General features: G+C 72.1%; 18 protein-coding genes and 13 pseudogenes. 10 read left to right on the forward strand and 21 right to left on the reverse strand.

What is annotated here, in order from left to right:
* Positions 1–5 precede the first annotated feature (5 nt).
* The gene (locus UG55_RS22425; protein ID WP_242424945.1) at positions 6–878 is read left to right on the forward strand and encodes a YoaK family protein; all 873 of its coding nucleotides are present in this window, start codon (positions 6–8) and stop codon (positions 876–878) included.
* Here the strand turns inward: UG55_RS22425 and UG55_RS29230 are convergent.
* The 7 genes and pseudogenes from UG55_RS29230 to UG55_RS42150 form a co-directional block, all read right to left on the reverse strand.
* A complete protein-coding gene (locus tag UG55_RS29230) occupies positions 853–2,301 on the reverse strand; it encodes a THUMP-like domain-containing protein (RefSeq protein WP_396230977.1) in 1,449 nt (482 codons plus the stop codon). The two genes, UG55_RS22425 and UG55_RS29230, sit on opposite strands and share 26 nt — an antisense overlap.
* A complete protein-coding gene (gene smpB / locus UG55_RS22435; RefSeq protein WP_066072706.1) occupies positions 2,294–2,773 on the reverse strand; it encodes an SsrA-binding protein SmpB in 480 nt (159 codons plus the stop codon). The genes UG55_RS29230 and smpB overlap by 8 nt, the downstream gene beginning before the upstream one ends.
* Before the next feature lie 60 nt (positions 2,774–2,833).
* Positions 2,834–3,028 (reverse strand): annotated as a pseudogene (locus tag UG55_RS42135) (cell division protein FtsX); the annotation flags it as partial.
* 1 nt (position 3,029) lies between these two features.
* A pseudogene (locus UG55_RS22440) lies at positions 3,030–3,706 on the reverse strand (permease-like cell division protein FtsX); the annotation flags it as partial.
* Positions 3,706–4,106, reverse strand: a 401-nt coding sequence (locus UG55_RS42140; protein ID WP_242424946.1) for a cell division ATP-binding protein FtsE, incomplete at its 5' end; no start/stop codon positions are given. The gene UG55_RS42140 and the pseudogene UG55_RS22440, both read right to left, overlap by 1 nt.
* A 1-nt stretch (position 4,107) precedes the next feature.
* Positions 4,108–4,267: pseudogene (locus UG55_RS42145) on the reverse strand (cell division ATP-binding protein FtsE); the annotation flags it as partial.
* A gap of 1 nt (position 4,268) precedes the next feature.
* Positions 4,269–4,488 (reverse strand): annotated as a pseudogene (locus UG55_RS42150) (ATP-binding cassette domain-containing protein); the annotation flags it as partial.
* Positions 4,489–5,062: 574 nt separating this feature from the next.
* Between UG55_RS42150 and UG55_RS22455 the strand changes: the two are divergent.
* On the forward strand, positions 5,063–5,704 hold the full coding sequence (locus tag UG55_RS22455) for an ATP-binding protein (RefSeq protein ID WP_242424947.1): 642 nt from the start codon (positions 5,063–5,065) through the stop codon (positions 5,702–5,704).
* An 88-nt stretch (positions 5,705–5,792) separates the two neighbouring features.
* Here the strand turns inward: UG55_RS22455 and UG55_RS45685 are convergent.
* The 6 genes and pseudogenes from UG55_RS45685 to prfB (UG55_RS42160) form a co-directional block, all read right to left on the reverse strand.
* Positions 5,793–5,910: pseudogene (locus UG55_RS45685) on the reverse strand (hypothetical protein); the annotation flags it as partial.
* A gap of 1 nt (position 5,911) precedes the next feature.
* Positions 5,912–5,992: pseudogene (locus UG55_RS42155) on the reverse strand (uroporphyrinogen-III C-methyltransferase); the annotation flags it as partial.
* Position 5,993: 1 nt separating this feature from the next.
* Positions 5,994–6,554, reverse strand: a pseudogene (gene cobA, locus UG55_RS22460) (uroporphyrinogen-III C-methyltransferase); the annotation flags it as partial.
* Positions 6,555–7,020: 466 nt separating this feature from the next.
* Entirely contained in the window at positions 7,021–7,896 is an 876-nt protein-coding gene (locus UG55_RS22465; RefSeq protein ID WP_066072718.1) for a polysaccharide deacetylase family protein, read from the reverse strand.
* Between the two features lie 321 nt (positions 7,897–8,217).
* The coding region (prfB, locus tag UG55_RS22470) for a peptide chain release factor 2 (protein WP_242424948.1) at positions 8,218–9,095 on the reverse strand (878 nt) is incomplete at its 5' end.
* A gap of 1 nt (position 9,096) precedes the next feature.
* Positions 9,097–9,318: pseudogene (gene prfB / locus UG55_RS42160) on the reverse strand (peptide chain release factor 2); the annotation flags it as partial.
* A 1,163-nt stretch (positions 9,319–10,481) separates the two neighbouring features.
* Here prfB (UG55_RS42160) and UG55_RS22475 point away from each other — a divergent pair.
* Positions 10,482–11,576, forward strand: a complete 1,095-nt coding sequence (locus UG55_RS22475; protein ID WP_066072722.1) for a hypothetical protein — start codon at positions 10,482–10,484, stop codon at positions 11,574–11,576.
* Positions 11,577–11,633: 57 nt separating this feature from the next.
* On the opposite strand, the gene UG55_RS22480 is transcribed toward UG55_RS22475, so the two are convergent.
* From UG55_RS22480 to UG55_RS47895, 7 genes and pseudogenes are all read right to left on the reverse strand, one after another.
* Entirely contained in the window at positions 11,634–12,116 is a 483-nt protein-coding gene (locus UG55_RS22480; protein WP_066072725.1) for a pilus assembly protein TadG-related protein, read from the reverse strand.
* Between the two features lie 10 nt (positions 12,117–12,126).
* Complete coding sequence (locus UG55_RS22485; protein ID WP_066072726.1) at positions 12,127–14,502, reverse strand: molybdopterin oxidoreductase family protein; 2,376 nt, start codon at positions 14,500–14,502, stop codon at positions 12,127–12,129.
* A gap of 75 nt (positions 14,503–14,577) precedes the next feature.
* On the reverse strand, positions 14,578–14,946 hold the full coding sequence (locus tag UG55_RS47890) for a WD40 repeat domain-containing protein (RefSeq protein ID WP_396230979.1): 369 nt from the start codon (positions 14,944–14,946) through the stop codon (positions 14,578–14,580).
* A 194-nt stretch (positions 14,947–15,140) separates the two neighbouring features.
* A pseudogene (locus tag UG55_RS42165) lies at positions 15,141–16,550 on the reverse strand (protein kinase); the annotation flags it as partial.
* Between the two features lies 1 nt (position 16,551).
* Positions 16,552–16,905, reverse strand: a pseudogene (locus tag UG55_RS42170) (protein kinase); the annotation flags it as partial.
* A 420-nt stretch (positions 16,906–17,325) separates the two neighbouring features.
* Positions 17,326–19,437 (reverse strand): WD40 repeat domain-containing serine/threonine protein kinase, encoded by a 2,112-nt coding sequence (locus tag UG55_RS22495; RefSeq protein WP_066072731.1) that lies wholly within the window; start codon positions 19,435–19,437, stop codon positions 17,326–17,328.
* A gap of 187 nt (positions 19,438–19,624) precedes the next feature.
* The coding region (locus UG55_RS47895; RefSeq protein ID WP_396230978.1) for a histone deacetylase at positions 19,625–20,186 on the reverse strand (562 nt) is incomplete at its 5' end.
* Positions 20,187–20,561: 375 nt separating this feature from the next.
* Between UG55_RS47895 and UG55_RS22505 the strand changes: the two genes are divergently transcribed.
* The 6 genes and pseudogenes from UG55_RS22505 to UG55_RS22525 all read left to right on the forward strand — a co-directional run.
* A complete protein-coding gene (locus tag UG55_RS22505; RefSeq protein WP_066072759.1) occupies positions 20,562–20,966 on the forward strand; it encodes a YchJ family metal-binding protein in 405 nt (134 codons plus the stop codon).
* 71 nt (positions 20,967–21,037) lie between these two features.
* Positions 21,038–21,697 carry a PadR family transcriptional regulator gene (locus tag UG55_RS22510; RefSeq protein WP_066072734.1) on the forward strand — a complete coding sequence of 220 codons (660 nt, stop codon included), beginning with the start codon at positions 21,038–21,040 and terminating at the stop codon, positions 21,695–21,697.
* Between the two features lie 42 nt (positions 21,698–21,739).
* Positions 21,740–22,717 carry an ATP-binding cassette domain-containing protein gene (locus UG55_RS22515; RefSeq protein ID WP_199865224.1) on the forward strand — a complete coding sequence of 326 codons (978 nt, stop codon included), beginning with the start codon at positions 21,740–21,742 and terminating at the stop codon, positions 22,715–22,717.
* Positions 22,717–23,469 carry an ABC transporter permease gene (locus tag UG55_RS22520; RefSeq protein ID WP_066072761.1) on the forward strand — a complete coding sequence of 251 codons (753 nt, stop codon included), beginning with the start codon at positions 22,717–22,719 and terminating at the stop codon, positions 23,467–23,469. Before UG55_RS22515 ends, UG55_RS22520 begins: the two co-directional genes overlap by 1 nt.
* Before the next feature lie 142 nt (positions 23,470–23,611).
* Positions 23,612–23,724, forward strand: a pseudogene (locus tag UG55_RS42175) (short-chain dehydrogenase); the annotation flags it as partial.
* A 1-nt stretch (position 23,725) separates the two neighbouring features.
* Positions 23,726–24,454 (forward strand): annotated as a pseudogene (locus UG55_RS22525) (SDR family NAD(P)-dependent oxidoreductase); the annotation flags it as partial.
* 85 nt (positions 24,455–24,539) lie between these two features.
* Here the strand turns inward: UG55_RS22525 and UG55_RS22530 are convergent.
* Positions 24,540–25,184: a dihydrofolate reductase family protein gene (locus tag UG55_RS22530; RefSeq protein WP_066072738.1), complete on the reverse strand. Its 645-nt coding sequence runs from the start codon at positions 25,182–25,184 to the stop codon at positions 24,540–24,542.
* A gap of 142 nt (positions 25,185–25,326) precedes the next feature.
* Here UG55_RS22530 and UG55_RS29635 point away from each other — a divergent pair.
* Positions 25,327–25,643: pseudogene (locus UG55_RS29635) on the forward strand (IS630 family transposase); the annotation flags it as partial.
* Positions 25,644–25,999 lie beyond the last annotated feature (356 nt).

A 25,999-nucleotide genomic window follows, 5' to 3' on the forward strand; every position in this document is an offset into this window, starting at 1 on the left:
ACCCGGTGCACACGCCCGGATACCCCCGGCGTTCCGGCGCCGGGCCGGAGCGGGAGAACGTGCCTGCGGGCGGGCGCGCCGAAGCCGCCACCGAGCACACCCGGATGCCCCGGACAGCGGAGCGTCGCGTCACCGCCCTGCTGCTGATGATGACGGCGTTGACCGGCCTGGTGGACTCCATGACCTTCCTGGGCCTCGGCGAGGTCTTCGTGGCGAACATGACCGGCAACGTCGCCGTGCTCGGATTCTCGCTGGCCGGCGCCAGCGGGATCTCCGGCGTGCTGTCCCTGGACGCGCTGGCCTGCTTCGTCTTCGGCGCGCTGGTGGGAGGCCGGATCAGCGCACGCTTCGATGATCATTCCCGGTTGTGGCTCGGGGCGGTCACCGCCGTGCAGGCGCTCCTGCTGAGCGGAGCGCTGCTGCTGACGATGTTCGCGCTGCACGACGACCTGCGGGCCGCGGTCGCCGCCGGCGGCAGGCTGATCGACACCCAGCCCAGCCAGGCCGACTACGCGCTGGTCTCGATGCTGGCCGTCGGGATGGGCCTGCAACACGCGACGGCGCAACGGCTGGCCCGGCCGGAGATTCCCACCAACGTGCTGACCACCACGATCACCACCTTCGTCATCCAGACCCGCCTCGGCGGCGGGCACGGGTCCCGCGGGCTGCGGCAGCTGGTCGGCCCGGCGCTGCTGCTCACGAGTGCGGCGGTGGGCGCACTGGGCTTCCTGAAGGTCGCCGTGCTGTTCCCCCTGATCTGTGGACTCGCGCTGACGCTGGCGAGCCTGGCGCTCGCCACCGTCGGTTCCGCTCCCGCCCCGGCCGGCTCCCGCCAGCGGGCGCCGGCCGGCGTCACGCCTCCCAGTCGGCCGGAGTGACCTCGGTACACAGCAGCGCCCAGGGCTCGTCCCGCACCCTCGTCATAATCACCGTCATCGTCGGCCCGTGCGGCACCAGATCACGCCGGGATGGCAGCAGCCGCCGGCGGATCGCGTCGACATCGCCAGCCAGGCCCCGGCGGCGGACGTCCACCGCGCCGACCCCGGCGGCACGCACGGCGGCGGCGACCCGGCGGACGTCGAAAGGCATCTCGGCCTGGACCCTGAGCACGCGGGCGAACGGGGTGGCCACCGGCCGGTCCGCACCGAGGAACGCGATCCGCGGGTCGATCTGCCAGCCGCCGACCAGGCGACCCAGAGTGCCGACCAGGCCCGCCCGGGTCACCGCGGGGCTCGGGTCGAAGACGAACGGACCTGGCGGGCGGAGTGGGAGCCGGCCGGTCCGATCCTCGTCGGCAGGACCACCGGCGGCGTCGTCGGCCCGATTGTCCGGCTCCGGGTCGGGGTCACCCGTCAGGGTCGCCACCTGCCCGGCTCCCTGGTCACCGTGACCGCCAGCCGCTCCCAGAACTGTGGCGCGCCGTGCCGCCGTCGCCAGCGCGGGCGAGAACAGGACCGATTCCTTCAGACCACGGCGGTCCGCGACGAACTCGATCTCCCAGCCCGGCGGGACAAGATCCAGCGGTAGCCCGGGAGCGGCCTTGATGGCCACGGCCGGGACCCGCTCGGCCAGCCCGAGGCACCACCCCAGCGGCGGTTCGCTGGCGCCTGTCGCCATCCGCAGGTCACCGCCGCGCCGAGCGGGATCGACGAACACCCCGTCGACGCCGCGCAGATCGACATCGCGGACGTCGGCCACGCACGGCTCGACCGCGACGCCACGGCCGACGCCGGCACCACCGGCACCACCGGTGCCGCCGGTGCCGCCGGTGCCGCCGGTGCCGCCGGTGCCGCCGGTGCCGCTGACCAGGTCCGCGTTGTGGACGGCCATCCGCAGGTGCAGCGGGTCGCGGTCCACCGCGAGTACGGGATGGTGCGCGGCCAGCGCCAGCAGATCACCGCCGATCCCCGTGCACAGGTCGGCCAGCCGGCCCAGACCCGCGAACCGGGCGGCCCGGTGCTCCGCGCTGCGCTGCGAGGACGCCTGCTCGAGCCCGGCCCGGGTGAAGAACATCCGGTCCGCCGCAGGGAACTTGAGCCGCGCCCGCGCCCGCAGCTCGGCCTGGGTGAACGCCGCTGCCACCAGGTCGACTGGATGACCGGCCGCCCGCAGCCGCGTGCCCACCGCGAGCTCGGCGCCGTCCGCGAGCGCCGCCGCGGCCGCGGCGAGCAGCTCTGTGCCGAGCGGGGTCCGCAGCGCCTCGAGCACGGCCAGCCGCTCCGCCGCACCGCCTGCCGAGCCCCCGGTACTCGCCGCGGCGGCACTGTCTGCCGGGACGCAGGCAGGGCCGGCATCAGCCACGGCGGCCCTTCGCCTGCTGACCCATGATCCGGCTCATCTCCCGGGTGGCGTCACGCTCGGCGATGGCGTGCCGCTTGTCATATGACTTCCGGCCGCGGGCAAGCGCGATCTCGACCTTCGCGCGGCCGTCCTTGAAATACAGCGAGAGCGGGACGACGGTGAGCCCGCCCTCCCGGGTCTTGCCGATCAGCTTCTCGATCTCCGCCCGGTGCAGCAGGAGCTTGCGCCGCCGCCGAGGGGCGTGGTTGGTCCACGTCCCCTCGGTGTACTCCGGGATGTGTACGTTATGTAGCCACATCTCACCGTCAGCGATCTGCGCGAAACCGTCGATCAGGGAGGCCCGGCCGGCGCGCAGCGCCTTGACCTCGGTGCCCATGAGCACCAGCCCCGCCTCGTAGGTGTCGAGGATTTCGTAGTCGTGGCGGGCACGCTTGTTCTGCGCGATCAGTTTGCGCCCGGTTTCCTTCGGCACTGCCGTCTGCCCTGCTTCCCGTCCGTCACACGGTTCGTCGCCCCATTGCCCGGGACGCCGTCAGGTGCGCAGGTGCCTGCGCAGCGCGACGGAGGCCATGCCCGCCGCCGCCGTGACACCGACGGCGAGCACCGTCCCGGCCGCCATCCAGACCGCGTCCCAGCCGAACAGTGGGAACATTGTCTGATGGGCGAAACGTCCGTCCACCAGATATATCTTGGCTAGCAGCAGGACGCCGACGGCCAGCAGCCCACCNACCAGACCGGCGAGCGCGCTCTCCAGCACGAAGGGCGCCCGGATCGCCGCGTTGGTCGCCCCGACGAGCCGCATGATCGCGGTCTCCCGGCGGCGGGCGTGCGCGGAGATCCGGATCATGGTGTAGATCAGGACGAACGACGCCGCGGCCTGCACGCCTGCCAGCGCGAACGCCCCCACGGTGAAGGCGTCGAGGAAGCGGTACAGCGGGCCGAGGAGCGCTCGCTGGTCTCGAACGGCCTCGACACCCTCTCGGCCAGTGTACGCGTAGACGATCTCCGCGGCGTCCCGCGGATCGGTGAGCGCGAGCCGGAAGGAGGCGGGGAGATCGTCCGGGCCCACCCCCGCGACGACGTCCGGGGAGCTGCGGAAATCACGGCGGAACCGCTCGTAGACCGCCTGCTTGCTCTCGTAGGTGACCCTGACGACCAGCGGGTCGGCGGCCAGTTCGTCCCGCAGCGCCTGGCGGTCGGCGGTGGGCAGTCCGTCCTGCAGGTCGACGACGACCTCGATCTGGTCGAGCAGGAACCCGTCCACGGTCTGCGCCTGGGCGCGCAGCAGCAGGCCGGCGCCCAGCAGGGCGAGCGAGATCGCGATGGTGACGACCACCGCGCAGGTCATCGCGACGTTGCGACGCAGGCTGGTGGCCAGCGCCGCCAGCAGCGGGCCCGCACGCATCAGCGCGTCTTCCAGCCGACGGGCTCCGCCGGCCGCGGCGCGGGCACGACGACGCGGCCGGCCTCCCCGGAGGCGGCGACGGGGGCGGGGGTGGCGACAGGGGCGTCGTAGCCGCCTCGGCGCTCGTCACGGACCAGTCGGCCCCCGTCGAGTTCCAGGACCCGACGGCGCATGGCGTCGACGAGCCCGGCGTTGTGCGTGGCCATGAGGACGGTCGTTCCCGCCTCGTTGATGTCCTCCAGCAGGTCCATGATCTCGGCGCTGGTCGCGGGGTCGAGGTTGCCGGTCGGCTCGTCCGCCAGCAGCACCTGCGGGCGTCCGACGAACGCCCGCGCGATCGCGACCCGCTGCTGCTCCCCGCCGGAGAGCTCGTCGGGGAAGCGCTTCTCCTTGCCGGTCANCCCGACCAGATCAAGCATCTCGGGAACCACAGAGCGGACCACATGTCGGGGCCGACCGACGACGTCCAGGGCAAAGGCCACGTTTCCGGCCACCGTCCGATCCGGCAGCAGGCGGAAATCCTGGAAGACACAGCCGATGGTCCGGCGCAGCAGAGGTACCNTGCGGTCCGGCACGCGCGCGACATCGCGTCCCCCCACCTCGACCAGGCCGGCCGTGGCCCGCTCCTCGCGCAGCAGCAGGCGCAGCAGGGTCGACTTCCCGGAGCCCGAGGGGCCGACCAGGAACACGAACTCACCCGCGTCGATCTCGGTCGAGACCTCGGAAAGCGCCGGACGACTCCCGGCCGTGTAGCACTTGGTCACGGAGGTAAGTCGGATCATCGGGACCTCCCTAGCCCGCGAGGCGGACCCATCACGATACGTAGTCGGATGGGTCAGGTCTCGTACCGTCACCCGCGCGCGTCCGCGATCGCCGGGTTCACACGGCCGCGTGCGCCAGCGGACGGCATCCACCGGGCGTACCGTGGAGGTCTCGTATCGCGTCCAGCCGGTGACGGACCCTGTCGGGTGGATCCGTCGGTCACGGGACCTGGCCGAAGGAGGACGGCACATGTGCTGCGAAGACCTCGTCTGTGCGAGATGTGCCGGTCCGGTCGCAGAGGGCCGCTGCCCAAGCTGCCGCGCCGCCCGCCAGTCCATGCACCACCCGTCCTTCACGATCTCCCCCCAACTGCTGATCGCACTGTTGACCGTGCTGATCGCACTGCTGGCCCTCGCCGGCTACCGGATCTGAGGCCGGCGCGGTACGTCACCGCTGGCCGATACGGTCGCCGTGGCCGGGTATGACGCGCGCGGGGGTGGGCCCCGCTCGGACGCGGCGACCGGCCGGGCATCACAACCCGGCCGGGCACCACAACCCGGCCAGCCACCGGGCCCCGTGCGGACGCTGGATCCCGTGCGGACGCTGGTGCTCCCGGCGGGTGGGATCCTGCTCGTGGCCGGCATCCCGGGCGCTGGCAAGAGCACCCTCATCCACCGTCTCTTCCAGGCGGCATTACCGGTGCCGGCGCAGCCCGCCGCCAGGCCGCGCAGCCGGGCGGCGGCCGGGTCGCGAAGCGGTCCGCGGGCCGTCCGGCGGGTGCCACCCGAGGCCGGGCCGATGGTTCTGGACTCCGCACAGGTGCGAGACGTGCTGGCTCGCCGGCTGCACCTGCTCCCCTACAGCCTGTACCGACCCCTCGTACACACGGTGCACTATGCACGCATCGCGGTCTGGGCGGCCGGGCCGCGCCGCGATCTGGTGATCCACGAGTGCGGTACCCGGGGGTGGGCCCGCCGCACCGTCGCCCTGCTGGCACGGATCCGCCGCCGGCCCGCCTACCTGGTCTTCCTGGAGACACCACCGGACACCGCGCTGGCTGGGCAGCACCAGCGCGGTCGTATCGTCCCCTCACGGTCGTTCCGGCGGCACGAGCGGTCCTGGGAACGCCTGCGGGACTCGCTGCGCGACGGCTCGCTCGTCGATGAAGGGTGGACCTGGGCCCGCGCGATCACCCGGGACGAGGCCGCCCTGCTGACCGAGGTGCGGTTCGAGTAGGGCGCTGTTCGAGTAGGGCCAGCCGTGCCGCGCGAGCCCGGCTGTCACGAGCCCGGCTGTCACGAGCCCGGCGTCCGGATACCCGGTGTCAGGGTCCGGTGCCGAGCTCCACCTCCGCGTCCGGGATCCGGCTCAGGCCGAGACTGCCGTGCAGCCCGACCACCTCACCGATCACGATCACCGCCGGGGAGGAGATCCGTGCCGCCNGCGCCAGCCCGGTGATTTCGCTCAGCTCCCCGGTGACGGTTCGCTCGCGTTCCGTACCGCCGTCCTGAATCACCGCTGTCGNGGTCCGGGGCGACCGCCCGCGCTTGATCAGTTCGGCGCTGATCCTGGACAGCGCCGCGACGCCCATGAGGACGACGACCGTGCCAGGACCGGTCGCCAACGCGTCCCAGTCCGCCGTCGAGCCGGGATGGGATGGATCGACGTGCCCGGAGACGATCGCGACGTCCTGCGTCGATCCGCGGTGGGTGACCGGAATACCCGCCATCGCCGGCACCGCGACCGCACTGGTCACACCGGGCACCACCTCGCACCGCACACCGGCCGCGGCACACGCCAGGGCCTCCTCGCCGCCCCGCCCGAAGACGAAGGGGTCACCCCCCTTGAGACGGACGACAGCCAGGCCACGTTGCGCACGTTCGACGATGAGCGTGTTGATCTGGGTCTGGGTGAGATTGTGCCCGTGCGGCGCCTTGCCGGCGTCGACGATCTCCGCCTCCGGGCGCGCCTCCGCGAGCAGCTCGCGGGGCGCGAGCCGGTCGACGACGACCACGTCCGCCCGGCGCAGCAGCCGCAGGCCGCGCAGCGTGATCAGGTCCCCCCGACCCGGACCGGCCCCGACCAGNGCGACCCATCCGCCCCACGCGTCCACACCCACCCCCGGCGTCGCTCACCGCACCGCACCGTGGACGTTCCGCGGCGTCTGCGTGCTCTGCCTGGTCAGTGTGCGTCCTGACGCTGGTCGCCCNCGACCTCTCCGGGAAGTTCAGGCCGCTATGACCCCGCTCACAGCGGCCCGGATCCTGGGGTGGCGACGGCGCTGGGCCGTGGGATGACAGTGGCCTGGCCGGGCACGCGGCAGTCACCTTCGGGCGCTCGTCCACACTTTCGGGCCGACCCCGACAGCGGGATCTCTCCGCGCGTGGAGAAAGACCCGCACGCTGGCCTCAGCGGCATTCGGATGCCTCCCGAACAGGTTTCAGGAAACCCCGCCGAGCGATTCAGCTACTTCCGGCGGACCGGACAGCTCAGGCTGTTCCACCGGACGCTCTGGGCGACCCAGGCATTTCAGGGGGAGTGCCTGGGGCGCGTCAGGCCGTTTCCACACCGAGCCGCCAGCGGAGCGACCGGTACGCACGCCAACCGGACCGCAGCCTGCGCCTGGCCGCGAGTGCGGCCTCCCGCTGCCCTTCGGTGACCAGGCGAAGAATGTCGGCCGCCCCCACCGAACGCCCGACGAGCAGCCTGCTCACCTGAAAACGGGAACGGCTGCGCCGATGCAGGCGATAGCCCACCTCACAGGCGGACCCAAATCCGGCACTCTCGACAATCCGTCGCACACCGGGCGAATGGTAACCGTAGGGGTAGCAGAAACTGTCCGGCCGGCGGCCCGTCTCCTCGGAGATGGTGCGCATGCTCGCGGTCACGTCATAACGCGCGATGGCGGGCGGAACCACGTCGAGCTCCACGTGACGGTGGCCGTGGGCGCCGATCTCGATGCCGCGATCGATCAGCGCGGCCAGCGCCGGCCAGTCCAGCAGGGCGAGCTCACGCTCCGCGTAGGGCTCCAGCCAGCGGGCCCGCTGCCCGACATAGGCGGTCGGCACGTAGAGCGTCGCCCGCGCCCCGAACTCGGCGAGCACGGGCAGCGCCCTGGTCAGAAAGTCCTCGAACCCGTTGTCGAAGGTGATCGCGACCTGGCGCTCCCGGGGGTTGGCCAGGGCGTCGGACAGACTGGTGACGGTGTAGCCGTGCTCGGCCAGGCTGCCGAGCTGCTCCGCGAGGGCACCGGCCGGCACCTCCCACCGGTGGAACGCCGCGGCCGACGACTCACCGATGCTCTGGTACATGAGCACCGGCAGCACGGCTCTGGAGGAGCCGGACACCGCGGACGAATCCTCCTGCGGGTTACCAGGAGGCCACGTCCCGTCCGGTGAAGCCGTCATGGCTGTCGACATTCCGGTCATCAGTCGTCACGCCCCGAGACGAGCGCCGTGAGTTCGGACATTCCNCCCGCCGTCTCGTCGAAGAAGCTCGGTCGGCACGGAGCGTCACTCTACACGCGTGCGGACGGCGAGCCAATCCCTCGATGTCCGTCCCCGCATGACGGGACACAATGACCCGGAAGATACCCGGCCGGGCGGGGCGCCTTTTATGAATTCCGAAGACCGATCCCGCCCCGCCGGCCGCACCAGACGGCAACAAATCGACACACTATCGCCCGAAAAGCGCCCGGAAAGTTTTCGGGATTATCGCCGAACCGCCGCGCAAAAGCCGCGAAAGTTCGGTCACCCGGCCTTTTCGGCGGCCCTGCGCCACCTGATCTCGGCGTCGATGAAATCGTCTATGTCGCCGTCGAGCACAGCGCCCGTGTTGGACGTCTCGACGTCGGTACGCAGGTCCTTCACCATCTGGTACGGGTGCAGCACGTAGTTGCGGATCTGCGAGCCGAAGGAGACGTCCTGCGGCCCGCCGGTGAGCCGCTGCTTCTCCGCGGCCTCCTCCGCACGCTGACGATCGAGCAGCTTGGCCTGCAGCACCAGCATCGCCGCGGCCTTGTTCTGCAGCTGGCTGCGCTCGTTCTGGCAGGTCACCACGATGCCCGTCGGCAGGTGGGTGATGCGCACCGCGGAGTCGGTGGTGTTCACGCCCTGCCCGCCGGGCCCGGAGGACCGGAAGATGTCGATCCGCAGTTCCTTCTCGTCGATGTCGACATGATCCGAGACCTCGACGGCCGGGGTCACCTCGACGCCGGCGAAGGACGTCTGCCGGCGGTTCTGGTTGTCGAACGGCGAGATCCGGACCAGCCGGTGGACGCCGTGCTCACTGCGCAACGTTCCGTAGGCATAGGGGCACTTCACCTGGAAGGTGGCCGACTTGAGGCCCGCCTCCTCCGCCTCGGAGGTGTCGAACACCTCGGTCGCGTAGCCGTGCCGCTCGGCCCAGCGGAGGTACATCCGGAGCAGCATCGCGGTCCAGTCGGCCGCGTCGACACCGCCCGCGCCCGCGGAGAGCTGGACGATCGCGTCCCGCTCGTCGTACTCCCCGGACAGCAGGGTGCGGACCTCGAGCGCGGAGACATCCCGGGTGAGGGCGGGGAGATCCACCGCGGCCTCGGCCAGCAGGTCGTCGTCACCCAGCTCCAGGGCGGTGATGAGCTCGTCCANCCGGCGCCGCAGGCCCTCGACCCGACCGATGTCGCCCTTCACCGCGGACAACCGCCTGGTGACGCTCTGGGCGCGCACCTGGTCGCTCCACAGCTCCGGGTCCGCCGCCTCCTCCTCCAGCTCCTGGGCACGACGACGGAGGCCTTCGATGTCGAGCACCGTCTCGATGCCCACCAGCGTCGCATCGAGCGTTTTGATCTCCTCGGAGAGGTCGACGGCCATGGGTGCCAGCCTACCGGCGCGCGCGAGCGGGGCCACAGACGGTCAAACCGCCGGCCAGCCGGCCGACCGTCAGCGCACGGTGGGCCCGATGCCCGGCCCGGGCACCACAGGCGCTCCGGGTACCCCGGGCAGGTCTTCCGGACCTGTCGCGGATACCCGCCGGGCAGGCCGTCAGACCTGCCCGGACCAGGCCGGTGGATCCCATCGGCGATGGCCCGCCCACCGGGCGGCGACAACCGACCGTACCGGTTCGGACCTCTTCCACCACTTTCACTGGCCGGCGGCAGGCCTCCCGCCGGGCCGTCGGCCGGGTCACCGGAAAGAAACATGCAACGGCGCTTTGAAATATCCGGTTAACATGCGGCCCGCCAGGTCGCCGCCAGCAAGCAAAATGCCACGAGATGTTTCCGCCAGCAGCATCCGGAGAGGTGCGTTCCACATCACGCCCCGCACCCGAACCGCTCCTGAGGCAGACGGAAGCGATATCGTCGATTCATCGCGGCGCGGTGGGGCGCGGCGTTCGGCGATTCGACCCGGCGGGTGACCCGAATGGTTCACCGTGGCCTTCCGGGGCGGCCTCGCCCGACGCACGGCCCGGCGGCGGCCCGGCAATGGACGACGAGGTCCACGGGCCCGGAACCGTCGTGTCGCGAGGCCGGTCGGCAACCCGTGCCGCGGAACGTCTGCGCTGACGCAGGCGGCGCACCGGCGGGATCGCCGAACCAGGTGGGATTGCCAGACCAGTAGGCGGGCAACGTCGCCCCGGTGGCAGCGCTGCCGCCTGATCGTGCCCGGCATCGAAGGTGCTGCCGTCCACACGTTCTTCTGTTGTTCGGACGACGCACGCACTGGACCACGACATCGACCGGCGGGCCCACCGCCGGTGTTTGGCGACGTTATCGGCCCGCCGCGACCAGCACCGCGGCGGCAGGCGACCGACGGCGCCAGCAACAGACAACGCAGCGGCAAACAGACGTGAGGTCAGCGGATATGCGCACTCGCAACGGCCGGCAACCGATACCCGGCCGATACCCGGCCGGGTACGGACGACCTGTCAGCGAATGTCGAGCATGTCAGTGCGCCGCACGTCGCGGTTCAGGCGCCGGTCGCGCGGTCGCCGAGCAGGCGGGTCACTCCGCCCCGGCGACGGGGGTCCTGGCCCGATGAGCCCCCAGTCGCCCACAGCCGGGCACGAGACCGCCGCGGGCCTGCGTGACACCTGCCTGGCGGCGCTGCATGCGGCGGTGGCCAACTACGAGACCGTCGATCTCGCCGTCACGGCCGCCACCCTCGAGCCGCTGGAGGAGACGACCCGGACCATCCCGCAGCAGTACCGCCTGCGTGGACGTCCGGCGATCGACTGGATGTGGCTGCACGCCGCGGTGACCACCGCCGCGGCGGCGGCCGCCTACGACCGGGGGCAGCACGCCAGGGCCGCCAGCCGGGCCGACCGCGCCGCGTCCCTGGCCCGCGCCGCGGGTGACGGCCCGCTGGCGGCCCGTGCGCTGGCACTGCGCGCCCGGGTGGTGCGCCCACACAGTCCTTCGGTGGCCCTGCAGATCGCCGGCTCGGCGGCACGGATCGCCGGCCGCAGCCCGACCCGGGCCCTGATCGCTGGCAAGGTTGCCACCAGCGCCTGCGCGGCCGCCGGCGATACCGCGGGCGTACGCGACGCGGTGGCCCGAGCCTGGGCGACCATGGCGGAGCTCGGCGAGGAGATGCACGGGCGGCCGGGCTTCAGCCTCGACACCTACTCCCCCGCCGACCTCGCTCTCGCCTGCGCGGAGGCGCTCACCACCGTCGGGGCCGCCGACGAGGCGACCCCCTACCTCGACCGGGCGGCGTCGCTGATCGCGCGCAGCGGCCAGACCGGCATGATCGTCTCGGTTCGGATGGCGCAGTCGCGAGCGGCCGTCGCCCGGGCCTTTCCCGATCGTGACGAGGCGATCGAGCATGCGTCCGAGGCGGTGGCGCTGGCGGCCCGCCGGCCGGCCGAATGGGTGGCCCGGCTCGTACGGGACGTCTCCGACCTCGCCGAGATCCGGACGGGTCACGGCTTCGACGACCTGGTGGCGGTGACCTCCACCTGGATCTCCGAGCCGGAGCCGGCGCCGCGCCCCGGGGCCGGCGGGGCCGCCGACTTCGGTGCGATGGTCCCCGCGACCGGGGCGACCGGCACCGTGCCGGCACCGCGCCGGGCTCCGCGCGCCGCGCGAGGCACTACCGACGGGACGGGATCTGAGCGCGACGGGATCTGAGCGCGACGGATCTGGGCGCGACGGGATCTGGGCGGCCCGCGGGAACGGACCGCCCGGTCACGGTTCCGCCGGAGTCCTGACCCGCGTCTGGGCCTGCGCGCCCGCGCGTACCGTCACCGGGCCCACGCCGAGGACGCCGACCACGGGCAGCCGGACCTCCCGGCTGCCCTCGACCCGCACGGTCACCGGGTCGGCGAGCTCGGCGGTCAGCGCCGTGCGGCCGGAGGGGTCCGCCCGGGTCTGGTAGTCCGCGACGGTGTCCTCGATGTCGCGCAGCGGCAGCGCGGTGAAGTCCTCCCCCGCGGTGTAGATCGCGTTCTCGTCGATGCGCTGGACGGCGGCGAGCGCCGCGCCGTCAGCCGCGGAGGCCACCGAGCGACGGGCCAGGTACACCACGGACACGTCGGTGACGACCACCGCCAGCATCGCCGCGAGCATGAGGTACCCCAGGGTCAGGATCAGGATCGTCCCGCCGTCGGCGGCCGGCCCACCCTGCCCGCCGCCGGGTTCGGCCGCCGCTCCCGCCGGTGCTCCGGGCACGTCCAGCGCCTCAGCCGGCCGGGGTGACCCGCACCGGGATGCCGTTGAGCACCGCGGTGCCCGAAAGCGGATCGAGCCGCGACGCGTCGGTGAGAACATTGGTGTTCACGCCGGGGTGCGCCGCGGCGACCGACATGCGGGTGCCGGCCAGCCCGTGGCCCCAGCCGTGCGGCAGGCACACGACTCCGGCCATAACCTCGTCGCTGACCTGCACCGTCACCTCCAGCGAGCCCACGGCTGAGGTGACCCGGGCGGGCTCCCCGTCGCGCACGCCGCTGCGGTCCGCGTCTCGGGGGTGCACAAGCAGCGTGCAACGGTTCCGCCCCTTGGCCATGGCCGGGACGTTGTGCATCCAGCTGTTGTTGGTCCGCAGGTGCCGACGGCCGATCAGCGTGAGCTCCGAGGTCGCGGGCCGCGCGCCGAGCACGGTGCGCAGCCGGTCCAGGTCGGCCACCACCGGCTCCGGACACAGCTCGATCGTTCCGCTGGGCGTCCGCAGCAGTGCCGGAACGCGTGGCTCGAGCGGGCCCAGGTCGACCCCGTGCGGGTTCGCCAGCAGCGTGCTCAGCCGCAGCCCGCCTGGACGCGCCCCGAACGCGTCACCGAAGTGGCCGGTGCGCAGCGCGACGTCCAGCAGCCGCTCGGGGGCGCTGGCGCCGTCCACCTGGGCGTGCAGCTCGGCGACGTCGCGGCCGAGGACGGGTGAGCCCCGCTCACCGACGGCGCGCCGCAGCGCGTCGAGAACCAGGCTTTCGTGGAACGCGTCCACCGCGGCCTGGTCCGGCACCCCGTCAGCCGCGGCCTCCCCGGACCCGCCGGACCCGGCGGTGCTGGCGGTGCTGGCGGAGGGGTCGGAGGGGTCGGAGGGGTCGGTGAGGGCCTGGGCGATGAGGGTCAGCCTGGCCAGGATGTCGTGCTCGGCCATCCCGGTGGGGTCGGGCGGCAGCACCGGCGGAGAGTAGGTCGCAACCGTGCGGACCGCCAGCGCGCCGAGGCTGAAGTCGTAGTGACCGACCCGGGCCGAGTCCGTCGGCGGCAGCACCACGTCCGCGTTGCGGGACGTCTCGTTCAGGTACGGGTCGACGCTCACCATGAAGTCCAGCTGGGTCAGCGCCGCGGCCAGCCGCCCCGAGTCGGGGGTCGAGAGGGCCGGGTTGCCGGCGACGGTGAACAGCGCCCGCAGGCGTCCCTCACCCGGGGTGTCGATCTCCTCGGCGAGTGTGGCGACGGGCAGCTCACCCATCACCTCGGGCAGCCGGCGGACGCGGCTGTGCCAGCGACCGGTGCCCCAGCCGCGGCCGGTTCCCGGCTGCCCCGGCGGCACCCGGTCGGCCCGGCCGTGCGCGCCGCGGCCGAACATCATTCCGCCCGGAGAGTCGAGATTGCCGGTGAGCACGTTCAGGACGAGGGTCAGCCAGCTCGTCGTGGCCCCGAACTCGACGGTGGTGGTGCCCATCCGGCCGTAGACCGCCGCTCGCGGCGCGGCGGCCAGCTCACGGGCGATCCGCCGGGTCGTCTCGGCGGGGATGCCGCAGGCCGCCTCGACCGCCTCGGGGGTGAACGGGGCGGCCAGTTCGAGCACCCGCTCCGCCCCCGTGACCTGCCCGGCCAGCCGGCCGAGCTTGACCAGGCCCTCGGCGGCGAGGACGTTGACGATCGCGAACAACCACAGGGCGTCGGAGCCGGGCCGGATCGGCAGGTGCTCGTCGGCGAGGGTGGCCGTCCGGGTCCGCCGCGGGTCGACCACGACGACCTTCCCACCGCGCTCCCGGATGGCGGCCAGCCGGCCCGGGAAGTCCGGTGCCGTGCACAGGCTGCCGTTGGACACCGCCGGATTGGCACCGAGCATCAGCAGATATCCGGTGCGGTCCAGGTCAGGTACCGGGATCAGGCCGGGGTGGCCGAAGACCAGGCCGCAGGCTACGTGCATCGGCATCTGGTCGACCGTGGAGGCGCTGAACCGCCCGCGGGTGCGCAGCGAGCGGACGAAGGCGGGCAGGTGCTGGCCGCCGGCCATCGTGTGGGCGTTCGGGTTGCCGGAGTAGAGCCCGACCACGGCCGGGCCGTGCGCGCCGACGACCCGGCTCAGCCCCGCGCGGACGGCGGCGAACGCCTCGTCCCAGCTCACCTCACGGTGCTCACCGGTGGCCCTGTCCCGCACCAGCGGACGGCGTAGCCGGTCGGGGTCGTTCACCAGCTGCGGAAACGACGCGCCTTTGGGGCAGATGAAACCGCGGCTGAGCGGATGTTGCGCATCGCCGCGGGCGGTCCGCACGCGACCGCCCTCGATTCGCAGTTCCAATCCGCAGGTTGCCTCACACAGCGGGCAGGTCCGTAGGGCGGTGACCGATCCGGTCGACGAGTTCGGTGCCGGTTCCAAGGCCATGCCCGGCAGGATCGCACATTCCCCGAACTTCGGCGCGCTTCGGTCGTCCTGCCTGCAACGCCGCGGGGCAGGCCGTCACACGCCGGCGGCGGACAGTTCGGTCGCGGACCACAGCCGTATCGTCATGTCCTCGCTACCGCTGAAAACGGTGCTGCCGTCCGGCGCGAACGCCACCGCCAACACTCTTTCGGTGTGTCCGTGCACGGATCTGGCTGCCGGCCGGGGGTGCCGGTGATTCGTCACGTCCCACAGCCGGACGTCGTGGTCGAAGCCGCCGCTGGCGAGCAGGTGCCCGTCCCGGGAGAAGCGCAATGCCCAGACGGCGTTGCCGTGGCCGGTCAGGGCTTTGTCTATCACGGTCACGGCCGGCAGGGCCGACACGTTCCACAGCCGTACGGCGCTCTCCCCGTCGAATCCCGCGACAACAGTGGCGTCCGGCGCCATGATCGGCCGCGCCCACCTGACGCCGGGCCGCGCGGTCTCGAATTCCTTACGTCGTTGCGGCGTGGCCGGGTCCGTCACGTCCCAGATCCGCGCGTTCCCCTTCTTGTCGCTCTCGAACAGGATGCGCCTGTCCTTGGACAGCGCCACCGAAGCCACCCCGGCGGACTCCGGCGCGGCGGGCGTCCTGACGGGCNGCCGGAAGTCGATCGGTGCCGGGCGGCGCACGTCTCGCACGTCCCACATCCGCACCGTCCCGTCCCAGTTGCCGCTTGCGAGCATTGTTCCGTCGGCGGAGAAGGCCATTGACACGACTCCCGGGGTGTCGCCGGGCAGCGGGTCACCGATGGCGTGCGCGCGCGCCGGGTCGGAGACGTCCCAGAGCTGGACGGTTCCGTCCGCACTGCCGCTGGCGAGCGTGCGGCCGTCCGGGGAGACCTCCAGAGCGGTGACCCAGCCGGTGTGTCCGGTCAGCGGCTCGCCGATCTGCTGGAGCTCCCGGGTGGGCGGCTCGCCGCTCTGCCGGGGTTGGGGGGTGCTCGACCGGTCGGCGTCGCCGTGCCAGGTGGTGGCCAGCGTGCCGAGGACGCCCGCGAGGGTGAGGGCGATCGGCACGGTGAGGAGGAGGCCGCGCCGGCCCGCAGCCCTCCGGCCGGCCTTCGATCCCGGCCCGGAGGGCGCCCGGTGCCTTGGCCGGGCGGGCCTTCCTGGAGGTGTACCGCCTGAGCCGGAGCCGGGAGGCTCACCCGCGTACGGCGGCGGGGGCGGGGGCGGTGTCACGGACGGCGGAACGGGGCGCGATGTCAGGGGCCAGGTCGGGGTCGGGATTGAGGTCGGGGTCGGGATTGAGGTCGGAGTCGGGATTGAGGTCGGAGTCGGGATTGAGGTCGGAGTCGGGGCTGCCGCCGGGGTTGCGGCGGGAGTGGGGGCGGCAGTGGGGTCGGGAGTTGCGGCCGGGGCCGACGGGGGTGTCGGCGTCGGGGTTGCGGGGGGTGTCGGTGAGCCCTGGTTCCGGCGGGCGGCCGGTGTGCTCACCGTTCCTCGGGAGGGCGCGGGGTTCTCCACCGCCCGCCGGATCTCGTCGTCGAGGTGCAGCACCATCCCGGTGTTGGTCGTCCAGCCGCTGCCGTAGGCCCTGGCCGCGGCCAGGGCCAGGTCGAGGGCGAACTCCCGCGCCGATGACGGACGATCCGCCGGGTCCGGTGCGAGCGCCCGCACCAGGACGCTCGCGACCGGTTCCGGTACGCCGGCCGGAGGCAGGCAGCGGGCCTCGAAGCGGCTCCGCCATGGCGCCGGCGCGAACCCGGCGGGCCCCTCCATTGAGCCCAGGTCTCCTACCGCCTCATCCTCACCGACGAGCAGCAGCCGCAGCACCACTCCGAGCGCGTAAAGGTCCGTGGCGGCGCTGAGGTGACCCCCCATCAGTTGCTCCGGAGCCATGTAGAACGGGGTCCCGACCAGCCCGCTGGCCGTCGCCACCGGGCCGGTGACCAGTTTCGCGACACCGAAGTCAGCGACCTTCAGCAACCCCTCGGCGTCGAACAGAACATTGTCCGGCTTGATATCGCGATGCAGTACACCGCGAGCATGCGCGCAACTCAGTGCACNGGCGACCGCCAGTCCGACGGCACAGACCCGGGGCCCGTCCAGGTCACTGCGATAAAGGCTCAGCGGACCGGCGGAAAGCATTTCCATGACAAGCACGCGCAAACCATCGGACTCAAGATAGTCGTAGATCCGCACAATATGCGGGTGGTCCAGGGCGGCCAGAATCCTGGCCTCGTCGACGAAACGCGACGCTCCCCTGTCCCGATCCGCCCCGGCCAGAACCTTCACGGCCACCCGGCGCTCCAGGTGACGGTGCACACCCGCCAGCACCAGCCCGAACCCGCCCGAGCCGAGCTCTTCGCCCAGGTCGTAGCCGGGCAGTGCGGCGGCGACCCGCGCCCGGTCAAGAATCATGACGTCGCTCTGACGCGTGGTGGTGTATTCGACCCACCGCGGCCGTTGTACCTGGCACGGTGGGTGATCCTATGGGTGCACTCATACGCCCCGAAGGCGGGGTGACCCGCACACGTCCACCCGCCTGGGCTTTCCGACCAACGGCAGTATCCCGCTGCCCGTTTTCTGCACCGCAACGACCAAGAAAGGACAACCCCACTGCTCAGATCAATGGCGCCGCGTAACCATCGGAGCCACCCGACGAAAGATGGACGACGGAACGTCACACGAGTGACACACCGGGCGGTGTCCGATCCGGCGGTCACCGGTTCGCGACCGGCGGCGTACCAACCGACCACCGGTAGCCGGCCAGACCTGTCAGCGAGCCCGCTGTGTCGACCACGCGAGCACCGTGCCCTGCGCAACCCGCCACGGCGCAGCTCAGCCGAGGCCCCACAGGCGGACCAGTCGGTCGCCACCGGCGGTGGCAAGCATGTGCCCGTCCGGGGAGAAGGCGACGGCCGAGAAGCCGGACTGGCTCGTCAGCGGCTCCCCCAGCCGGCTGGGTGCCGTCCGGTCGGTGACGTCCCACAGCAGCACCGTGCCGTCATCGCTGCCCGTCGCCAACGTGCGCCCGTCCGGCGAGAAGGCCACCGCGGGGACGGTCGCGCTGTGGTCGGCCAGCGGGGCGCCGAGCCGGGTGGGCTCCGTGGGCGTGGTGATGTCCCACAGCTGGACCGTCCTGGCATCTCCGGCGGTGGCCACGGTGCGGCCGTCCGGGGAGAAGGCGATGGCGTAGACCCAGCCGGCGGCGACGGAGGGCAGCTCGGCCGTCGCGCGGACGGAGCTCCCGGCGGTGACGTCCCACAGAACCGCCCGCGTACCGTCGCCGCTGGCCGCGGTCCGGCCGTCCGGGGCGAACGTCACCGACGCCGTGTGCCCGTCGAGGCGGGTCACCAGCCTGGGCCTGGCGCGGTCGGCGACGTCCCAGAGGACCATCGCCTGCCCGCTGCCGGCGGCGGCGAGCAGGCGGCCGCCGGGTGCGAACGCGACGGAGTACATGAGGCCGGCGTAGCCGGTCAACGGCGCACCGAGAGCCCGGGGCGACACGGGGTTGCTGATGTCCCACAGCCGCAGGGTCTCCTCGCCCGCGACGGCGAGGGTACGGCCGTCCGGCGCGAAGGCGACATCCTCGACCCGGCCGAGGTGGGTGATCGCCCTCGTCCCGAGATCGCGGGGCGAGGTCGGGTCGGACACGTCCCACAGCAGGACGACCTGATCGTCGCCGCCGGTGGCCATCAGGTCGCCGCGAGGCGAGATCTTCACCGTCCAGACAGCCGCGGTGTGCGCGGCCAGCGGGGTGCTCAGCAGCTCGGGGGCGTTTCGGGAGCCGACCCGGGCCGGCGGCTGGGCGGTGATCGACGTCGACGGCGGCGCGGTCGACCGCTGGTCCGGAACACCTCCGCCGGCGAGCCTCCGACCGCTGTCGCCGCCGTCGCCGCCGTTCCGCAGGAGGATGAACAGGAGGCCGGCCACTCCGACGACGAGCACGCTCGCGAGGCCGACGACAGCACGGCGACCCGGGCGCGAAACCGGGTACGGCGGCGGCGGCTGTGAACGCGACTGGTGCGGGGCCCGCGCCGCTTGGTACGGGGCACGCGCAGCTTGGTGCGGGAACGGATGACCGTCGGCGGCCGCGCGGACCTCGTCGTCAAGGCGCACTGCCAGCCCACTGCGGGCGAGCCAGCCCGGGCCGAGTTCGACGACTGCGGCGTGGGCCAGCTCCACCGCGAAGGCGTGGGCCGACGGCTGCCGCGCGGCCGGCTCCTTCGCGAGGGCGCGCATCAGCACCTGGGAGATCCGGGCGGGCACCCCGACCGGCGGTGGCGGCAGCACGTTCAGATGGTGGGCGATGAGGGACGGCGCCGGAAGTCCCGCGCCGTACGGCGGCTTCCCGGTGGACAGCTCGTACAGCATCGTCGCGAGGGAGTAGAGGTCGGTCGCGGCGCTGAGCCGTCCCGCAAGCAGCTGCTCGGGTGCCATGTAGCGGGGGGTGCCGATGACGGCGCTCGCGCTCGCGTCGGCCGCCGCGCCCTCCACGAGCTTCGCGATGCCGAAGTCGGTGACCTTCAGCAGCCCCGACCGGTCGAACAGAATGTTCTCCGGTTTGATGTCGCGGTGCAGCACCCCGTTCTGGTGGGCGCACGCCAGCGCGGCGGCCACCGCCAGCCCGACCGCGCACACGGCCTCGGTGGAGATACCCGCCGCGCGGTGGGTGAGCGTCCCGCCCGGCAGCAGTTCCATCACGATCAGGTGGAGATCGTCCACGGTGACGGCGTCGAAGACCCGCACGACGTGTGGATGGTCCAGGAGCGCGAGCAGCCGGGCCTCGGCCATCCGTCCCTCGCCGATCGGCAGGACCTTGATGGCCACATCCCGCCCCAGCTCACGGTGCCGGCCGGCCAGTACCACGCCGAACGCCCCCCGGCCCAGCTGGGAACCCAGCTCGTAGGCGGGCAGGGCGGCGGCGAGCCGTGCCTCGTTGAGGATCACAGGAAGATGAACCAGCCTCGATCAGGTCTGCCACGGATTGTCCGGGTAGCAGTGACATTCTGACAGCATCGACCGAAGCCGTTCGGTCAGGGCACGCGGTCGCGCGGGCCGGCCGGCCGGTCAGCACGGCCCGGCCAGCCGGCCCGGTCAGCACAGCCCGGCCAGCCGGCCACTCAGCACAGCCCGGTCAGCACAGCCCGGTCACGTCCGCGGCCGTGAGACGTCCGACGACCTCTTCGGGCCGCCAGACGCCGTGGGCACCGGGCAGCCCGGCCAGGTAGGCGGCGATCCGCGCCGGTGGCCAGCCATTGCCCTCCCGCAACCCGGCCGCCAGCACGTCCAGGTAGGCCCCGGAAGGAGCGGTGAGAGCGACGTCGGCCAAGCCCCACGAGGCGGTGAACGTCAGCAACGGCACCGGACCCCAGTGGCCGACGAGCAGCACCGTCTCGTACCGGCCGGGCCCGAGAACGGCCCGGCCGCCGCCGCGCAGTGCGGTCAGGTCCAGATCGCCGCCAGGTTCCCGGTGCATCTCCTGCGCCGCGATGTCGACGAACTGCTGGCGGCTGATCAGGTACGCGCGGGCCGCGGCGGGACCGGGCACGGCCGGGTCGTAGAAGGCCATCCCGCCGCCCCAGACCTTCGACTCCAGGGCGAAGTACACCGACCCCGGTAGCAGGAGCGGCGCGGTGGCACGCGGTGGACGGCGGTCACGGCAACCCGGGTAGACGTGGGTCGTGCCCGGCATCATCNCACCCGCCAGGTAGTAGGCCAGCCGCGACGACCGCAGGTTCGACCCGTAGCTGACGTACCAGACCAGTGGCGCGCCCTCCGAATCCGCCGCCGCCATCTCGACCTCCCAGACCTCCCAGACCACCACGACCACGACCACCTGCCGACTGCCGCCGACCGACGGCATGCGCATGGGGCGCTCCGCTCCACCGCGCGCCAGGCCACCGTGCTCCCCTCACGAGGTCGCGTGGAGGTCGAGCTGTCGGCGGAAGATCGCGAGTGTAGCTACAACGCGCGGGCACTCGGAGGCGGGCACTCGGAGGCGGGGACGCGCAGGCGCGGGTCCCGCGGGCCGGCGGGCGGAGTTGGCCTACTCTGTGGTGATGCCGGACCGCATGAGCATCGTCGACCGGTGCCCGTGTGGCTCCCGCCGGGAGTACGCGCAGTGCTGCGAGCCGTTCCATCTCGGGAGCCCGGCGCCGACCGCCGAGATGCTCATGCGATCCCGCTACAGCGCCTTCGCCCGCGGCCTGGCGCCGTATCTGCTGCGCACCTGGCATCCGTCCACGCGCCCCCGGCGCCTTGACCTGGACGCCGATCTGACCTGGCGCGCCCTGCAGATCGTCGACACCGTGAACGGGGGCCCGGACGACGACACCGGTGTCGTGGAGTTCCGCGCGATCGCGCGCACGGCGGCCGGCGAGCGTCGCGTGCAGCACGAGCGCAGCACGTTCACGCGGATCGACGGCCGCTGGTTCTACGTCGACGCCGGGACGGGACCCCTGGTCCGCGACCGGTAATCCTGCCGCCGGTGCCCCGCGGGCCACTCCCGCCAGGCTCGGCGATAGTCAAGCGTGAATAGTATTGCGCCATGTCATCGGCGACCCGCCTCCTTGTTCTCGGTGCGATCCGGATCATGCAGCCCGTGCACGGGTACGACGTGCGGCGGGAACTGGTGACCTGGCGGCTGGAGGAGGTGGCCAACGTCCGTCCAGGCTCGATCTACGGGGCGATCCGCACCCTCGAGCGGGACGGGTGCGTCGCGGTGCACTCGCGCGGCAGCGAGAGCAACCGGCCGGAGCGGACCGCCTACGTCCTCACGGCCGAGGGCGAGAAGGAGTTCACCCTGCTGCTGCGCCAGGCGTGGTGGACAGTCCAGCGCCCCATCGAGCCGCTGGTCCCCGCACTCTGCCTGATGACCTTCATGTCGCGGGACGAACTGGTCCGCGCCCTCCAGGCACGCATCACCGCGCTGGAGTCCGAGCTCGAGGCGTCGTCCTTCGTCCGGAGCTCCATCGTGGACGGGGCCACCGGCGCCGAGGGGGGGATCCCGGAGCACGTCCGCGAGATCTTCGATTTCACCGCCGGCCGGAGCAGGGCCGAGATCACCTGGGCCCGCGCGTTCATCCGGCGGATTCGGGCGGGGGCGTACCACTTCGCCGGGGACCCGGACTTCCCGCGGTTCGGGCCCGGGCTGGGCGCGGCGGCCCTGGGCTACCCGAGCGGCGACGGCGAGCCGACCGAGAATTAGTCAAGCTTGACTAATTTTGAGCGCCTATGCGATCCTGCCGACGTGGCGGATGATGATCTGATTCAAGCGCGCGGGCTTGCTCGCTCCTTCAAGACGAAGACCGGGCTGGTCGAGGCCGTGAAGGGCATCGACCTGGAGGTCCGGCCCGGCGAGATCGTCGGCCTGCTCGGCCCGAACGGCGCCGGGAAGACCACCACCCTGCGGATGCTCACCACGCTGCTGCTGCCGAGTTCCGGTGGCGCCACGGTCGCCGGCTACGACCTGGTGAGCCAGCCGCGCGAGGTCCGGCGCCGCATCGGGTACGTCGCGCAGGTCGGCTCGGCACCCAGCGCGGGGCTGCGGGTGGGCGAGGAGCTCATCACGCAGGCGCGGCTACAGGGTCTGTCCACGGCCGAGGCGCGGGCCCGGGTCGCGCAGCTCGCTCCCCGGCTCGACCTCGGCGGGCTGGAAGGCCGGGCGCTGCTGGAGCTCTCCGGCGGCCAGCGGCGCCGCTTCGACGTCGCCCTCGGCCTGATGCACGAGCCGCGGCTGGTGTTCCTGGACGAACCGACCGCCGGGCTGGACCCGCAGAGCCGCGCCAACCTGTGGACGCACATCCGCTCGCTGCGCGACGACGCCGGCGTGACCATCGTGCTGACGACCCACTATCTGGACGAGGCCGACGCACTCGCCGACCGGATCCTGGTGATGGACGGTGGCCGGATCGTCGCCAACGACGCCCCGGAGGTGCTCAAGGCGCAGGTCGCCGGGGACGTGGTCCGGCTCGCCCTGCCGGATCCGCAGGCCCGGGTCGCGGCCGAGGCGGTCGTGCGCAAGGCACACCCCGTCCGCGAGCTGGTCGCCACGGACGCCGGCCTGTTCGTGACGGTCGACGACGGAGCGGTCGCGGTCGCGCCGATCCTGCGCGGCCTCGACGCGGCCGGGCTGAGCCCGACCTCGATCAGTGTCGACCGGCCCACGCTGGACGACGTCTTCCTGTCCCTGACCGGCCGGACCCTGCGCGACGAGGTGGCGGCGTGATGCGCACCGAGGTCTGGGTCGTCTTCCAGCGGCAGATGCGGATCCTGCTGCGTAACCCCGTGTGGGTCTTCTTCGGCCTGATCCAGCCGATCATCTATCTCGTGCTGTTCGGCCCGCTGCTGAAGAACGTCACCGGCGGGGGTCTCGGCGGGGACACCGCCTGGCGGGTGTTCGTGCCCGGGCTGCTGCTCCAGCTGACGATCTTCGGCGCGGGTTTCGCGGGTTTCGGCATCATCCAGGAACTGCGCGAGGGTGTGATCGAACGCCAGCGGGTCACCCCGGCCCGCCGGGCCTCGCTCATCCTCGGCCGCACCCTGAGCAACATGGTCACGACGGCCGTCCAGGCCCTGCTGCTGGTCGTCGTCGCCATCCCGTTCGGGCTGCGTGCCTCGTGGGGCGGCGTCGCGGCCACGCTCGTCCTGATCTGTCTGCTGGGCCTCGGCATCTCGGCCGCCTCGTACGCGATGGGGCTGATCCTGCGGGACGAGGACTCGTTCGCTCCGTTCGTGCAGGGGGTGTCGTTGCCGTTGCTGCTGCTGTCCGGGGTGCTGCTGCCGATGTCGCTGGCACCGGCCTGGCTGCGGCACACCTCCCAGGCGAACCCGCTCAGCTACATCGTCGACGCCAGCCGCGACCTGTTCCGGGGCGACTTCTCCGACCAGCACGTCTGGGTCGGTGCCGCGATCACCGTGGCGCTGACGGCCCTGTTGGCGCTCTGGGGAACCCGGGTGTTCCAACGCCAGAGCGCGTGACCCCGCCGGCGAGAGGTCGTCTGGCCGATCCCGACCCGAGCAGACCGCCGGCAGCCGACAAGGAAGTAAGTACCCACTTGCTAAGTGGGGGCGCCCTGATTAGCGTGCTTGCCCAGACAACTACTGGTCGGGGGTGCGACGAATGGCCGTCCAAGGGCGTCTCACCGGCAAGGTCGCCATCGTCACCGGGGCGGGCTCGACACCGGGCCCGGGCATGGCGACCGGCCGGGGCTGCGCCATCCTGATGGCGCGTGANGGCGCACAGGTCGTGCTGGCCGACATCGCCCCCGACCGCGCGGCCGAAACCCGGGAGCTCATCGAGAAGGAGGGCGGCACCGCGGTCGTCTTCGGCGGCGACATGACAACGGCCACCGACTGCGACGCGATGGTCGCCACGGCCGTCGACGCCTTCGGCACGGTGGACATCCTGGTGAACAACATCGGCGTCTCCGCCGCGGGCAACGTCGTCGACACCAGCGAAGCCGACTGGGACCGGGTGCAGGCGCTCAGCCTGCGCACCATGTTCCTCGCCAGCAAGAGTGCCGTACCCGTCATGGCCGCCAGGGGCGCCGGGTCCATCGTGAACATCGGCTCGATAGCCGGTGCCCGCGGCGGCAACTACGCCAGCTACGCCGCGGCGAAGGGTGGCATGCACGCCCTCACCGTCGACATGGCCTACGCGCACGGCAGGCAGGGCATCCGGGTCAACGCCATCGCCCCCGGCCACATCACGACCCCGCTGCTCTTCTCCGTCGTCGGTGTGACACCGGAGGCCGACTACCGCCAGCGGCTGGCGGCAGCCTCGACCATGCTGGGCACCGGCGGCGACGGCTGGGACGTCGGCTGGGCCGCCGTTTTCCTCGCCAGCGACCAGGCTCGCTGGATCACCGGAGTCGTCCTGCCGGTCGACGGCGGCGTCATGGCCGTGACGCCGCTGATGATGGCGGATCATCTGCGGGCCGTGCAGGCACCGCCATCCGCCTGACCGCGGAGCCGCGGAGCCGCGGTGCCGCGGTGCCGCGGAGCCGCATCGGGGAGCCGAGGATGAGGACCACCGGGTGCGGAGGGCTTCAGTCGTCGCGCCCGGCACCGCGGTCGGGTGCGCTCATGTCCCCCGTCCCGGGGGTGCCGGCGGCAAGCCCGTAGCGCAGGTACACGGTGCCCTTCGGACTGGCTGTCGGCGGTTCGAGGAGGGTGACGTTCGTGGGCACCGCGCCACCGTCGAAGACCTTCTTCCCGACGCCGAGCACGACCGGGTGCACCCAGAGGTCGAGACGGTCGAACAGCTTCTCACGCAGGAGGGTCTGCACCAGGTTCAGGCTCCCGACGACCTTCACGTGCTCATGCCGGTCACGGATCTCGCGGACCGCGCCAGCCAGATCCGGGCCGAGCTGGGTGGACCCGGCCCACGACAGGTCGGGCCGGCCGCGGGAGGCCACGTACTTCGGGACGCCGTTGAACAGCGTGGCGATCTCGCTGTCCTCGCCACTCTCCTGGTGCGGCCAGTAGGCGGCGAAGATGTCGTAGGTCCGCCGGCCGAGCAACAGGGCGTCCGTGCCCTCGTACGCGGCACCGATCTGGGCCCCGGTGACCTCGTCCACCAGGGGCGCCTGCCAGCCGCCGAACGGGAACCCCACCGGGTCCTCGTCGGGGCCGCCGGGCGCCTGCCCGACGAGGTCGAGGGTTGCGAACAGCTCGATCTGGATGATGCCCATGTCCCGCTCCCGATGAGTTGGCTGGCTCGGTCAGGAGGTAGACCCGCGGGAGCCGGCAGACTCATCGCCGCGACGGCAACCGGACCGCACCTGGCGACCGCCCGGCAGCGGAGCCCGCTTCTCCGTCAGAGGCGATTGACGACCACGCGGGCGAGAGCCGCGGACCGTGTCCGACAGCAAGGTCCACGAGGCGATCACGAAGACGTTGGAGCAGGCTCCGTCGAACGGCGACACGCATTGGTCGTCGCGGTCGATGGCGAAAGCGAGCGGGTTGTCGCAGTCGACGGTGTCGCGGATGTGACGTGCCTTCGGGTTGAAACCGCATCTGGTCGAGACGTGGAAGCTCTCCACCGATCCGCAGTTCATGGAGAAGGTCCGCGACGTGGTGGGGGTCTATCTCGACCCGCCGGAGAAAGCGATCGTTCTCTGCGTGGCGAGAAAAGCCAGATTCAGGCGCTACGCGCCTACGTCGAGGCCCTCGGCGGGAAACTGAAAGTCACCGCCGAGTTCGACGACTCGAGCTACATCGTCGCCTGATCGACGGCAGCGATCAACGGAGCGCTCCCATGAACTCGTGCGGGAGTCCGCAATCNGCCGGACGGCGGCCACCACCACCGTTCGAGTCAGCGCCAGTTATCGCTCATCCAAGCGCTATGCCATGGGACCTCAGATCATCAGCCCAGCAAACTCGCAGGTCAGACGCTTGACCGGTCGGCCCGGTAGGCGTCGACGACCACGGTGAACTGGCCGTTCTTTTCGGGTTATCGCTGACACCTGCGAAAAGCCTGATCCGGCGCGAACGAAGGTAGGCCAGT

The sequence above is a fragment of the Frankia sp. EI5c genome (assembly GCF_001636565.1).
In the GTDB taxonomy this organism is placed as follows: Bacteria; Actinomycetota; Actinomycetes; order Frankiales; family Frankiaceae; genus Parafrankia.

Bases quoted from the DNA above. Each gene is read 5' to 3' on its own strand.
- UG55_RS22465 (WP_066072718.1), bottom strand. From the start codon at position 7,896: ATGACCGGAATGTCGACAGCCATGACGGCTTCACCGGACGGGACGTGG.
- UG55_RS22475 (WP_066072722.1), top strand. From the start codon at position 10,482: ATGAGCCCCCAGTCGCCCACAGCCGGGCACGAGACCGCCGCGGGCCTG.
- UG55_RS22485 (WP_066072726.1), bottom strand. From the start codon at position 14,502: ATGGCCTTGGAACCGGCACCGAACTCGTCGACCGGATCGGTCACCGCC.
- UG55_RS47890 (WP_396230979.1), bottom strand. From the start codon at position 14,946: ATGGCGCCGGACGCCACTGTTGTCGCGGGATTCGACGGGGAGAGCGCC.
- UG55_RS22505 (WP_066072759.1), top strand. From the start codon at position 20,562: ATGAGCATCGTCGACCGGTGCCCGTGTGGCTCCCGCCGGGAGTACGCG.
- UG55_RS22510 (WP_066072734.1), top strand. From the start codon at position 21,038: ATGTCATCGGCGACCCGCCTCCTTGTTCTCGGTGCGATCCGGATCATG.
- UG55_RS22520 (WP_066072761.1), top strand. From the start codon at position 22,717: ATGCGCACCGAGGTCTGGGTCGTCTTCCAGCGGCAGATGCGGATCCTG.
- UG55_RS22530 (WP_066072738.1), bottom strand. From the start codon at position 25,184: ATGGGCATCATCCAGATCGAGCTGTTCGCAACCCTCGACCTCGTCGGG.